Here is a 12,779-nt window from a genome sequence, read left to right as displayed (position 1 = left end):
AACATCATGAAAAAAGCATTTTTAACATCTATTTTAGCAGCAGGGTTACTTTTGTCGGCCTGCTCCACTTATCAGACGGATAATTCGTCGGGCACAGAAAGCACTCAGTCAAATTCAGCAGAAAGCTCAGCCGCAAATACAGAGGCAGCTTCCGCTGAAACGAACAATCCCAAAGAAATCACCTTGGTGCTTTCCCAAGAGCTTAACACAATCGATCCCAAAAGCGGCGTGGATTCCAATAGTTCCAGTGCAATGAACAATATTTATGAGGGACTTTACCGCCTTGACGAAGGGGCCAGACCCTATCCTGCCGGAGCCGCCGAGCTGCCGCAGATAAGCGCCGATGGTCTTGTTTATACCATAAAGCTGAATCAGGCGGCACAGTGGTCCAACGGCGCTAAAATCACTGCGGATGATTATGTCTACGGTTGGAGCAGGGCAGTTTCGGCTGAAAACGCAGCCGAAAATCTGCATTTCTATACTTATCTCAAAAACGCCGACGAAATTATCAGCGGCGAGAAAAATATTTCTGAGCTGGGTATTCGAGCACTGGACGACTACACCCTTGAAATTACATTGAAGGCTCCAATTAGTTATTTCACCTCTCTTCTCGTGAGCCCTCCCTTCTTCCCTCTTAATCGAGAATACGTGGAAGACCAGGGGAATTTGTTTGCCTCAGATTCCGATCATTCCATATACAATGGTCCATTTGTCTTGACGGAATTTTCCGGGCCGGGAATCGGCGCGGACTGGGCTTATCTTAAAAACGACAGTTATTGGGATAAAGACAATGTACATATTGACAGAATCAACATCAAAATCATAAAAGAGACGGCTACCGCCATGAGCCTGTTTGGCACCGGAGAAGTGGACCAGATCGGGATTTCCGGCGAATATGCCCAGAATGAAATCAATTCCCCGGCTTTCGTTGCTGCGAACGCCTCTACCCTGGTCTTTATCGGTTACAATGCTGAAAATGAAATCTTCAAAAACAAAAATGCCCGGGAAGCCATCTCCTTACTGATCGACCGGAAAGCCGTGGCTAACAGCCTGTTAGGTGACGGATCTGCTCCTGCGAATGGCATTACTCCTTATAGCATACACGCCAACCCAACCACCGGACAGGACTTTGCAGAAACCTTGGGCGTGGAACTTAAAACAGATGTGGCAAGAGCGAAAGAACTTTGGGCAGCAGCCCGCTCAGAGCTAGGCCTTACCGGAGAAGTGACCATCGAATTCCCCACCTTTGAATCAGACAGAATGAAGACTGTAGGCGCTTATATTCAAGGAGTGGTGGAAGAAAACCTTGAAGGTGTCAAAGTTAACTTGAACGTGCTGCCCGTGTCGGTCTTTATAGACACCGCAAGAAGCGGTAATTATACAATGTTCATGTGTACCTGGTCACCGGATTTTTCGGATGCCACCAGCCTGCTGGAACTGTTTGAAACTGATGGGGGCAGCAACTGGAGCCGTTATTCCAATCCGCAATATGACGCGCTTCTAAAATCCGCCAATGTGGAATTTGCCGCCGATGCGGAGAAACGCTTTGAGAAGCTGCAAGAAGCTGAACGATTTATCCTTGATGATTTTGGAGTGGCTCCTATCTTCTATCAAAGCTCAGCATTATTGCGTAACCCCAAACTGAAAGGCATCATTTACCACACGACTTACCCGATTTACGATTATAAAAATGCCTATTTGGAAGATTAAGTAAGTGGCCAAATCCAATGGATTAAATCCATGGAAGAATATATGCCATGGGATCCTATGGTTCAAAACTTTGTCGCTAACAGACAGCCTTTAATTATAAACAAAGGTTGTCTGTTTTTCTATACACAAACTTATTTGACGTTTACGGTGTTCCGCACAGATTTGTGCGTTAAATAGTCTTGAATAAAGTTTTTGAGAATATCACTTCCCCCCTATACTTCTCGTTAGCTTGTGTCAAGATGTACAAACACAAAAATACTCACTTTCGATTGTAATACTGAAAGTGAGTATTTTTATATCTACATATAACATGTATTTTCTTAATCCTTCGTTTTCATCGTCGCGTTACTGGCAAAGAGCCTTGTCAACCTCCGCCGCCCTATTAAAGTCCTCTTCTTCCGGATTCCAAAGGCTCTTTATTATATGGTGTAGGAAGCAGCGGACCATTTTCGAATCTCATCGGAGGTGGAAAGTACATAGTGCGTGTCGGTCAACCAGTGCTTTTCCCCTTTGGAATAGTCTATTCCCAAAGCTGAACAATCATAGCTGAATACCTGCCGCCCCCGTTCGGACAGGGGATCTGGCTGCGGAATTGCAGAGAGAAGGGATTTTGTGTAAGGATGAACCGGCGTATCAAATATTTCGCTTGTGCGGCCCTCTTCCAAAAGATAACCCTGATGGAGAACCCCGATGCGGTCAGATATGTATTTCACCATTGACAAGTCATGGGAAATGAATAAATAAGCGGTATGTGTTTCTTTTTGCATTTCCTTCATCAGGTTGACGATCTGTGCCTGTATAGAAACGTCCAATGCGCTGACTGCTTCATCTGCAATGATCAGGTCAGGATCCATGATCAGCACGCGGGCTATTCCAATCCGTTGTTTTTGCCCTCCTGAAAACTGGTGGGGATAACGGTCAGCGTGATCTTTGGCAAGACCGACTTTATTAAGGATCCTGTAAACCTTTTCTTTCCGCTCTTCATTGTCAGAATAGAGGCCATGAATATCCAGGCCTTCCGCAATAATGTCTAAAACCTTCCTTCTGGGATTAAGACAACCTGATGGGTCCTGAAAAATCATCTGCATTTTTGTGCGGAGTAAATGGGAGGTCTGTTTGTCCATCCGGCCGGATATGTCATGCCCCTTAAATATAATCCTGCCTGAAGCCGGATTATAAAGGCGTATCAAGGTGCGGCCTATTGTTGATTTCCCGCTTCCGGATTCGCCTACCAGGCCGTATGTTTCCCCGTACCTGATTTTGAAAGAAACATCCTCAACCGCGTTTACCGTATACTTTCTTTTAAGGTTGAATTGCAGCCTCAAGGTTTCTACACGTAAAAGCTCTAGATCAGATTCCATATTCTTCCTCCTTCCGCATGTGCCTTATGCGTACTTCCAGCTCTGCCGGCATACTTACCTTTGGCGCTCTTGGGTCTAACAGCCATGTCGCCGCATAGTGTGTTTCTGTTATTCGAAACATAGGCGGGTCGATGCGTCTGTCAATATTCAAAGCATAAGCATTTCGGTCGGCAAACGGGTCCCCGCCTTTGTAGCCGGATAAATCAGGCGGGCTTCCTGGGATTACATAAAGCTCACCTGATGAATCCAGGGAGGGCATGGCGGAAAGCAGGCCCCATGTATAGGGATGCCTCGCATGATAAAAGATTTCATTTGCCGTACCTTTTTCTACAATTCTGCCGGCATACATCACCGCGACATAGTCGGCAACCCTTGCAACCACACCGAGGTCATGGGTGATATAAATGACAGAAACTCCTGTTTTCCTTTGCAGCCCGGCGATAAGGTCCAAAATTTTCGCCTGAATTGTGACATCGAGTGCCGTAGTAGGTTCATCACATATTAATATATCAGGATTGCATGAAAGTGCTATTGCAATTACCACCCTTTGGCGCATTCCTCCTGACAACTGGTGGGGATAATTTTTCATCCTCTTTTCGGCATCGTGGATTCCGACCATTTCAAGCAGCTCAGATGCTTTTCTCCATGCTTCCTTTTTGGGGGTTTTGTAATGGATAACCATTCCTTCTGTCAACTGTTTTCCAATTGTCATGGTGGGGTCGAGCGAGGTCATCGGATCCTGGAAAACCATGGCGATACGCCTTCCGTTGATATGTTTACGTATTTCTTTGCGTGAAAGAGAGAGCAAATCACAGCATACTGTTTCACCGTTTCTGCTATATGTAAAATTTGCCATGCCAGATTTGATTTTACCATTATTTTCAAGTAATCCCATGATTGCCCTGGCAGTAGCTGATTTTCCGCTTCCTGATTCACCGACGATAGCTATGATTTCTCCTTTTTTTAGGTCTAGGTCAAGACCACGCACTGCAGGAACTTCACCGACCGATGTTCGAAAGGTCACAGACAGATTTTTAATTTCCAATATTTTAGAACTATTCATCTAACCACCTCTTAAAACTCTTTCATTTTGGGATCAAGAGCATCCCGCAGGCCATCGGCAAACAGATTGAAACTGAGCATCAGAATGCCTAGCACCGCTACTGGAAACACTATCATATATGGATGCGTGGTAAACGATTTGAATGAATCGGATATAATCGAACCTAGCGAAGCAAGAGGTACTGGTATTCCGATACCGATAAAGGCGAGAAATGCTTCCGTGAAAATTGCGTTTGGTATTGAGAACATCGACATAATAAGAAGCTGCCCGAAGATATTCGGGAGAAGCTCTTTAAACAGCATAAACAGATGCCCCGCCCCTAGGGTTCTGGCCGCAAGTACGAATTCCTGCTCCTTAAGGCGAATTATCTGCGCCCTTGTGAGACGGCTCATGCTAATCCAGCCGGTAATCATCAGCGACAATATAATACTTAACAGGCCAGGTTTTAGTATTATAATCAGCAGTGTAACGATGATGAGGTTCGGGATGCCGCTGAGGATTTCAACAAAGCGTTGCATGTATAAATCAACTCTACCGCCAAAATATCCGGAAATCATGCCGTAGGTCAAGCCGAACAGCATATCAATCATAACGGCAACAAACGCTATAAAAAGTGAAATTCTCGTCCCTTCCCAAACACGTGTGAACATATCGCGCCCCAATACATCGGTTCCGAACCAGTGGTAGACTCCCTGACTGTCCACAAGTTTCTCGTATTTATTGATGACAATAACGCCTGCTGATGTTCTCGCCGTCTCGCGTCCATTGAAGATACCCAGTTTTTCAAGCACCTGAATGCGCGGAGCCAGGTTTTCATGCCCGGGGATCTGTTGGTCATACCTATACCCGCTGAATATCGGCCCGGTAACGGCAAGAAATACGATCAGGGCGATACCTGCCAGTGCGGCTGCAGATCCTTTGTTTTCAAAAAGGAGTCTCAAGATCTCCTTGCTGCGGGAGATTTTCTTGACGGCTCCAGCTTCAGCAGTGCGGCTGCCTGGATCCAGGAAGTTAAAATCATCGGCCAAAAATTCGATTGTTTCATTATCCATGTTTTCCACCCTCCGCTCCTGCGGTTCTGATTCTCGGATCAATCATTCCGTACAGAATGTCCACTAATAGCATGATTCCAATATACAGGAGACTGTATAGGAACACAATTGCACTTATAACATTGTAGTCATTCGTTTGTATCCCTTCAATGAGTAACTGTCCGATACCCGGTATGGAGAAGATTCTCTCGATTACAAGGCTGCCGGTCATAAGTCCAACAATCAGAGGGGCCAAAACGGTGATGACAGGAATCAGTGAATTCCGGAGTGCGTGCTTTACTATCAGGCTTGAGTCGTTCACACCCTTGCTTTTGGCAAACAGTATGTAGTCGGAGCCAAGAACCTCCAACATTTCTGTTCTTGTGAAGCGTGAAATGCTTGCGATGGTGAACATACACAACGAAGCTGTCGGCAGAATTGATGAAGTGAATGGGTGATCAGCTTGATAGAGCATCGGCAGCCATCGAAGTTTATAGCCGAAACAGTAGGACAACGCAAGGCCGAATACATAGGACGGAATGCTTACACATATTACCGAAATCACAGTGGCAGCGGTGTCCCATAACGTATTGTGATGCAGTGCGGCAACAGTACCGAGCGCAAGACCGCAGATCGTGCCGGTCATTACCGCCTGTCCGCCTATACGGAATGACACGGGCAGCCTTGTCTGCAGCAGCATTGTTATGGGCGTGTTGCGCGAAATTGCATAGGAGGTTCCGAAATCACCGGAGAGCATGTTTACCACGTATCGAAAGAACCTGATAGCGACCGGCTTATCAAGGCCGTATTTTGTTCTGAGCACTGAGATCTGTTCCGGTGTGAGTCTTTCATCGTTGAAAGGAGAGCCAGGAAGGAAAGAGGTCAGGATAAATAACGCAAAGAGAATAACGAGTAATGTAACACAGGAAATGACGATTCGTTTCAGAATGTAGTTTCTCATTGAATATCCTCCTCAAAGAGATTTTTCTGCTGATCCTGATTATTTTTCTGCGTACCAGGGAATGTGGCCTCCTGTCTGAGTAAATCCATAGCCTTTAATATTTGATTTTATCAGGACCGCCTCCGCTTTCTGGTAAACCGGCAGAACCGCAGCGTCATCCGCCGCAATTTTCTCTGCTTTCTTGAGCGCTTCCCATCTGGCGCTGAAATCGCCGGACAGATCTCCGGATTCACAGGCGGCAAGCAGTGCGTCGTATTCGGAATTCTCCCATGAGCCATAGTTGTAGGCGCTTCCTGTTGCCCATAAGTCAAGATACGTCGTTGGATCAGGATAATCAGGTCCCCACCGGGTAAAACCTATCTCGTAATCCTTTGCGGTCATGCGTTCCACCCTGTTTTTCTTTGGCATTTGTTCGATATTTAAGGTGAGTCCTGGCAGGGTTTCCGCAACCTGAGCCTGAATGTACTGCACGACGTTTATGGCAGATTCCGCATCCTCGACTAAAACCTTGTAGCTTAACGAAGAAACTCCCAGTTCCTCCTTTGCCTTGTTCCAGTATTCAAGCGCAAGAACCTTGTCGGTCTTTAAGAAGGTTTCGGTTGTCTCACGAAAATCTTTTCCGTCCGGTCCAACCGCCGTCAGCTTTGTGATGTAGTAATCAGCGGGAACTGATCCATCCTTTAAAATATTTTTTGCAAGAGAATCTTTGTCATAGGAAAGGGCAATTGCGCGGCGCAGGTTAGCATTTTCCAGTCCGGCAACCTTCGTGTTAGGAGAGAGAAACCATAGGAATCCTGTAAGTACAGGATGAAACTCCGGATCATCAAGAAAGAACTCCGCCTGATCACCGGAAAGTGAAACTACGTCAAGGTCACCGTTCTGGTAAGACAAAAGAGCCTGTTGGTTGTCTTTGATGACTTGATACTTCAAGCCGTCAAGGTGTATGCGGTCGGCAGCATAGTAGCCAGGGTTTCTTTCTAACTCTATTGTCATTGCGGAGGGTTGATAGGATTTCAACTGAAATGGTCCATTGGCGTTGGTGGTTTCGGGTGAAGTTCCGTATCGATCCCCCTGTGCCCTGTAAAAATCTTCATTGATGGGTAACATTGCTGGCATTGCAAGCAGGGACTCCAAATAGGCAAGAGGCCGTTCAAGTTTTACCTCAAGCGTTTTGTCATTGAGGGCAGTAACACCCAGTTCTTCAGGCCGCTTATCACCTGCCGCGATGGATTTGGCGTTCACAATGCCTGCTGATACCGGAATATTTGCATATTCAAATGCATTCTCCGGATTGATGAGTTCGCGCCACGCAAATACGAAGTCCTGTGCGGTAACGGGAGCTCCACTTGTCCAATTGGCATTGTCCCTGATTTTGAATGTGTAAGTGAGATTATCACTGCTCTTTTCCACACTTTCAGCGATGGCAGTTTCCGGAACCCCTTTGTCACCGAGGATATAAAGACCGTCGCTTAAGGCGCGTATTATGGTGAAGGAAATTCCGTCCGAGGTTGCGTGAGGATCAAGTGACTGCACTTCTGCGGATAATTGCAGGTTGAGTATGCCGCCTGTCGGATTTTTTTCGCCAGTTCCGCTGTTTTCCGGCGATAGGCCGGCGGAAAGACTGTCACCGCTGGAGTTTGCCGCAGACGGGCTTTTGCAGGCTGCGAGAAGCAGCGCTGACATGAGTAAAAGAGTTATACATACCTGTAACTTTTTCATTATTTCATTCCTTTCTTTATTTTAAAAGGAGGCCAAGCAATGGTATTTAGCAACCACTGCTCGACCTCCAGTTTTCTGGTCAATCAAATATTTTGTACCATTTTTCAGTTTTGTTAACATATATAACCTATATGTATAATATGTTTAATATAATAAATCATATATTAAGCTTTGTCAACACTTTATTTGCTTTTATTTAAAACACTATCATGTGCATGTCGATAATGAGGTTTCACATGGAAAGTATTCTGTTAAAAATTGTATGTATTGGCATTGGACAATTGTCCTCTTATTTACAATTTACTAAATTATAATGTAATGGAACTATTTCACAAAGAAAAAGCCTCATAAAATGAGGTAACACAATTTGTGCTCCATTATTTTGAAATGGAAGCCGCTTACTAAGCTTCTGTAAAGGTTCAATAGGATGAACAAAAAGGGCTGCCCGCAGCTTATCATCGCTGGGCCAGCCCTTCGTATTGCGTCGTCCTGTTTCGTAGGGTTCGCCGCAAAAGTTGTAGTTAAAGCTGTAGTTGTAGTACGGGAACTCTATATTTAATTCCATTAAGTGTTGCAGGTACTGCATCTTATGTTTTTGAGGTATTTACTTGTCTAATGATTTCATCGTCGGGAATTTTGTTGAAGTTTATCTGCGCTCCTACGAACTTCTTTGTACTGCTTCAAATTGTACCTCTACAATTCTTCAAATTCATTCGCATTTATTCCCGTTTTCATGGCTTTTTGATGTCCAATTGATGTCCTTGTTCTATTTTTGCTGTCCTTTTGGAAAGTTGTACTTAACAACGGCTCTTCCCTAAAAAACATCCATATTCTTTGCTAAATTCTCAAGCGATTCTCTTGTAGTACTTTCATTAACCTCTGCGTAAATGTTCATGGTTGTTGATACATCAGCATGCCCCATAACTTCCTGAATAACTTTCACATTTGTCTCATTCTCACAAAATCTTGAAGCAAATGTATGACGGAATATATGGCACGAGAATCTTGGTAATATTACTGGTTCTCTTTTCTGCTTTTTTGCTTTAATTTCTTCCTCTGCATTATGTGCATCAACTATACGCTTAATGGCTCTGTTTACTGCTGCTGGATTATGAGGATTTCCAAAGCGATTCGTAAATATGAAGTTCGTCATTCCATCTACTTCATTACTACAAAATCCTTCTTCGTTCTGCCTCTCACGTTCCTGCAATAAAATCTGATATAACTGTTTCATAATTGGAATTGTACGGACACCTGCTTCAGTCTTAGGCTTTGATACCCTAAACTCACATACATAGGTTTCTTCACGCCTTGGATAGTATGTCAAACTATGATTGATACTAATCAGGCGCTTCTCCATATCAAGATCATCCCAGCGAAGTCCAATGGCTTCTCCGATTCGACATCCCGTTCCTAGCAATAACATAAAGAACGGATACCACACATAAAATATCGGATTCTTTGCTACATATTGCATAAAGGAACGCTGCTGCTCTACAGTAAGAGCATGTCTTGTCTTGCGACTTCCACCATTTCGTTTCTTTATCTCCGCATATGCACCATCAGTTGGATTCTTTCTTATAATATCATCTCTGACTGCAAGTTGAAAGGTTGGATGCAATACTGTATTGATACTTTCCAGTGTATTTACCTGCAATCCACATTCCTTGATTAAATGATTGTAAAATGCTAACACATCTGAATACTTCACATCTCCTATTTTCTTCTTGCCAAATCCATCTTTAATGAAATGATCCCATGTGTACCGATAATTGGAATACGTTGTACTTCTTAATTCTGTCTTTGTTGATAGGTAACGGTCAAACACATAATTGAGTGTGGCACTTCCTGCTACATACACATCTAATCCATCCATCTGATTCCGTATAAGCTGTTCTTCTCTTTCTCTAAGAGTTGCCAGGTTATTGGAATAAATATACTTCCTTTTTCCAAATGGATCAGTGTAACAGTAGGAATATCTTGTTCTTCCCTCACTCTTACGATATGACTCACCTTTGCGTAATGCTCGTCCTTTTCCATCTTTTCGTGCTGCCATCTTTTCCTCCTTCCGAGGGATAGAGAGCTTGCACTATTTCTGAGTTGATAATATGTTCATTCTCAAACTCATTTTTATCGCTTGCGTTACAGATAATTCATGATTCTTTGCATACTCTAGCAAAATCTCATATTCTTCATTCGTGAATCTCACACTGATTTTCTTATCCATTGGATCATCACTCTTTGGTCTACCAGTTCTTGCCATGTTGCACCTCCTCATATCATGATTATACTTTTTGTCCGTCATAAAGTCAAGCATTAAAGTGCAAGTTTCTCTATCTCTCTCCATATTTATTTATAGAAGCTGTCTTCCGTTATTCTGAATGTCTCTAAATACTCATCAATTACATCCAAATTCACGAGGACAAGCTGATTGATTTTGTAACAGGCTTTTGCGTCTTTTGCCAACTCTTGAAACTTTGTCAGTCCCATAGAATACAGTTCTGCACCTTCCGCATATCTAACAAATTTTTTCCTCTTTGCTCTCTCCATGAAGCAGCTCCTCCCTCACAAGTTTTTTTGCTGTCTCCCATAAGGAAAGTTGTGTAATCAATGATTTATCAATTTCCTCCATTACATTAGAAGCCACCGCAATATACCCAATGTGTCCCCTGATTGCACTCTTTGATACAGTTTGCATATCCTCTGGCATAAAATCAGAGGTTTTCTGAAGGTGAAGTCCATTTACATCCAATGGATTAATTTTCACATGCACCTTAATATCTTTTAATTTAGAGCTTAATGGGCACACTGTAACCTGTGGTGCTCTGCAATGATTACTTGCATCAGCTGAAACCACGACCGCTGGTCTAATGAATCCCTGGACACCATTTGGCTTCCATCCAAAATCTACATATACAACCTGTCCTCTTTTGTACTCTTTATAATAATTTTTACTCTTCATAACTATACTTCCTCCCTGTCTTTTACATTCATACCCAGCAAACCTTCATCCACTGTAATAATCGCACCGCCTGCTGCCTTAATCTTTCCGACCTTATAATATGCATCTGGAATATCTAAGGAGATTGCCATCATATTTGCTACAATGACTCCTTCCACTCTCTTCTGTCGAATGAGTTGCGCAATCTTCTCAAACTGCTGATTGCAGTCACCCTGACCAAGACCATTTCTTCTCATAACGCCTACGATCTTAACATTGTGTGCTCTTGCATATTCTCTAATGTAGCGTTCCTGGTTCTTCTCACGCTTTTCTGTTTCCCATAACGGTCCAGTAGTTGATAAGTATGCGATAACCTCAATAATAGGTTCTTTCTTTTTTCTTCTGCTCATAATATAACCTCCATTACGATACAAGCGCTGCTGCCTGCTTAATCATAAATTCAAATGTGTGTTTCAAGTAATTCTGTTGTTCAATAGGTAACTCCGCTAATTTGCTATCTATTGAGCCCTCATTTTTATTCGTCTTGGTATCCGTTTCTTCTATATTAAGAAGTTTATTTGCATCACACTGATAAGCATCCATTAAAAGATATAATCCATTCATGCTTAGACCTCTTCCACCCTGTTCAATCTGGTTAATGCTGGAATTACTTAATCCTGTCAATTCGCTTACCTGATACACGGATAACTTTTTATCTTTTCTAAGCTGGCGAAGATTCGGTCCAACTGTATATCCATCATATTTATTCAACATATCCAATCAGACCTCCATTCCTCGCTCTTTCTTCAATCAATGCTTTGACTTCTTCATAAGCTGACGATTCCGTTTCATATTTACCAAGGAAATCACCACACTGGCTATACACAATAGTTCCCCACTCGGTATTTATAAAATTGCATCGGCTGAGTGCTAGGGGATACCCCCAGCAGTTCACTACCTTTCCACTCACTCCGCATTCTCCTCAACCGTGTCTGGGACAAATGCCACATGCGCTTCCATATCTACTAAAATCATTCCATAGTACTCTGCCCTTGCGAAGAATTTTTCCAAATCATCTTCATCACTTGTGATATCAAAAACTGATTTCAAAAAATGATTCCAACAGGACTATTCTCAATCCAGTTCCAAAGCCTATCTACTTCACTACGATCAACATCAAATCCACTGGACTCGTCCACAATGATGTCTACAATCTCAACATCTCTTTCTTCTGCATGGTTACATATGTTAGAAACCATATTGTGAATTTTGTCATCGGACTTGCGAGATTTGATGAAAATTACACCTTTTCCAGTTGGCTCCTGTAATGCCTGTTGTTTAATTTTCTGGCTAAAACTCTGATTCGTGTTCTGACTAAATAATTTGTTATTCATATTGTTGTTCTCCTATTCTTTTTTAGGAGAGTTTTGCGCGCTACACTCTCGTGTGTTAAGGTCTTGCTGACCGTAAATTAATGATATCCTATATTTCTAAAATACATAATTACTATAGTCGCTCCCTTTGGGGACAAATTACGCTCCCTCTACAAGAGATACCATTCCCCTTATCAATTGTAAGATTTGATCTCTCTTTTCTCCGGAACACTCTAAGTTCTCAAAAATCGCATTAATTTCTCCGCCAATTTCTTGCTTTCTCCCTAAAACTAAATAATCTAACGTCACATCAAAATAGTCAGCAATATCTACTAAATGATCTATAGAAAGGCTACTTACTCCTCGTTCCGCCTTACTTATCGTTTTTTTATGAATATGAATTTCACATGCGAGCCTTTCTTGAGATATTCCCATTTTAGTACGTAATTCGTGAATTCTTCTTCCAGCTTTTTCAATGTCATAATACATATATCCTCTCTTCCCCTATTGCTCTGGTCCTTCGATATCTCATTTGATTGGATTCACTCACTCAGTAGGAAATAGAATAAATAAGTGTCTTCGACACTTCAACTCCCCTAGCCCCTCATTCATGAGGGGAA

Annotated in this window: 16 protein-coding genes; 1 reads left to right on the top strand and 15 read right to left on the bottom strand. The window is 42.9% G+C overall.

Going from position 1 to position 12,779, the window contains the following annotated elements; translation table 11 throughout:
- Window positions 1-6: 6 nt before the first annotated feature.
- Complete coding sequence (locus RT269_RS23280) at window positions 7-1,710, top strand: peptide ABC transporter substrate-binding protein (RefSeq protein WP_313186198.1); 1,704 nt, start codon at window positions 7-9, stop codon at window positions 1,708-1,710.
- A 419-nt stretch (window positions 1,711-2,129) separates the two neighbouring features.
- Here RT269_RS23280 and RT269_RS23275 read toward each other — a convergent pair whose 3' ends face one another.
- From RT269_RS23275 to RT269_RS23205, 15 genes are all read right to left on the bottom strand, one after another.
- A complete protein-coding gene (locus tag RT269_RS23275; RefSeq protein WP_313186196.1) occupies window positions 2,130-3,071 on the bottom strand; it encodes an ATP-binding cassette domain-containing protein in 942 nt (313 codons plus the stop codon).
- A complete protein-coding gene (locus RT269_RS23270; RefSeq protein WP_313186194.1) occupies window positions 3,061-4,134 on the bottom strand; it encodes an ABC transporter ATP-binding protein in 1,074 nt (357 codons plus the stop codon). Before RT269_RS23270 ends, RT269_RS23275 begins: the two co-directional genes overlap by 11 nt.
- An 11-nt stretch (window positions 4,135-4,145) precedes the next feature.
- Complete coding sequence (locus RT269_RS23265; protein ID WP_313186193.1) at window positions 4,146-5,186, bottom strand: ABC transporter permease; 1,041 nt, start codon at window positions 5,184-5,186, stop codon at window positions 4,146-4,148.
- On the bottom strand, window positions 5,179-6,126 hold the full coding sequence (locus RT269_RS23260; protein WP_313186192.1) for an ABC transporter permease: 948 nt from the start codon (window positions 6,124-6,126) through the stop codon (window positions 5,179-5,181). The genes RT269_RS23265 and RT269_RS23260 overlap by 8 nt, the downstream gene beginning before the upstream one ends.
- A gap of 39 nt (window positions 6,127-6,165) precedes the next feature.
- On the bottom strand, window positions 6,166-7,845 hold the full coding sequence (locus tag RT269_RS23255; RefSeq protein ID WP_313186190.1) for a peptide ABC transporter substrate-binding protein: 1,680 nt from the start codon (window positions 7,843-7,845) through the stop codon (window positions 6,166-6,168).
- Window positions 7,846-8,659: 814 nt separating this feature from the next.
- On the bottom strand, window positions 8,660-9,901 hold the full coding sequence (locus tag RT269_RS23250) for a tyrosine-type recombinase/integrase (RefSeq protein WP_313186188.1): 1,242 nt from the start codon (window positions 9,899-9,901) through the stop codon (window positions 8,660-8,662).
- A 33-nt stretch (window positions 9,902-9,934) separates the two neighbouring features.
- Complete coding sequence (locus RT269_RS23245; RefSeq protein ID WP_313186187.1) at window positions 9,935-10,108, bottom strand: DUF6290 family protein; 174 nt, start codon at window positions 10,106-10,108, stop codon at window positions 9,935-9,937.
- An 86-nt stretch (window positions 10,109-10,194) separates the two neighbouring features.
- Window positions 10,195-10,395, bottom strand: coding sequence for a DUF6462 family protein (locus RT269_RS23240; RefSeq protein WP_091237009.1), 201 nt, complete (start codon window positions 10,393-10,395; stop codon window positions 10,195-10,197).
- Complete coding sequence (locus RT269_RS23235) at window positions 10,364-10,807, bottom strand: type II toxin-antitoxin system PemK/MazF family toxin (RefSeq protein WP_313186186.1); 444 nt, start codon at window positions 10,805-10,807, stop codon at window positions 10,364-10,366. The genes RT269_RS23240 and RT269_RS23235 overlap by 32 nt, the downstream gene beginning before the upstream one ends.
- Before the next feature lie 2 nt (window positions 10,808-10,809).
- Window positions 10,810-11,196, bottom strand: coding sequence for a resolvase (locus RT269_RS23230; protein WP_313186185.1), 387 nt, complete (start codon window positions 11,194-11,196; stop codon window positions 10,810-10,812).
- Between the two features lie 13 nt (window positions 11,197-11,209).
- The gene (locus tag RT269_RS23225; protein ID WP_313186183.1) at window positions 11,210-11,560 is read right to left on the bottom strand and encodes a helix-turn-helix domain-containing protein; all 351 of its coding nucleotides are present in this window, start codon (window positions 11,558-11,560) and stop codon (window positions 11,210-11,212) included.
- On the bottom strand, window positions 11,550-11,756 hold the full coding sequence (locus RT269_RS23220; RefSeq protein ID WP_313186182.1) for a hypothetical protein: 207 nt from the start codon (window positions 11,754-11,756) through the stop codon (window positions 11,550-11,552). The genes RT269_RS23225 and RT269_RS23220 overlap by 11 nt, the downstream gene beginning before the upstream one ends.
- Entirely contained in the window at window positions 11,753-11,896 is a 144-nt protein-coding gene (locus RT269_RS23215; protein WP_313186181.1) for a hypothetical protein, read from the bottom strand. The genes RT269_RS23220 and RT269_RS23215 overlap by 4 nt, the downstream gene beginning before the upstream one ends.
- Entirely contained in the window at window positions 11,893-12,180 is a 288-nt protein-coding gene (locus RT269_RS23210; protein WP_313186179.1) for a hypothetical protein, read from the bottom strand. Before RT269_RS23210 ends, RT269_RS23215 begins: the two co-directional genes overlap by 4 nt.
- A 138-nt stretch (window positions 12,181-12,318) precedes the next feature.
- Window positions 12,319-12,648, bottom strand: coding sequence for a helix-turn-helix domain-containing protein (locus tag RT269_RS23205; RefSeq protein WP_313186178.1), 330 nt, complete (start codon window positions 12,646-12,648; stop codon window positions 12,319-12,321).
- Between the last annotated feature and the right edge of the window lie 131 nt (window positions 12,649-12,779).

Source organism: Lacrimispora sp., from assembly GCF_032078915.1.
Classification (GTDB): Bacteria; Bacillota; Clostridia; order Lachnospirales; family Lachnospiraceae; genus Lacrimispora.
This window is presented reverse-complemented; position numbering and strand designations above follow the sequence as displayed.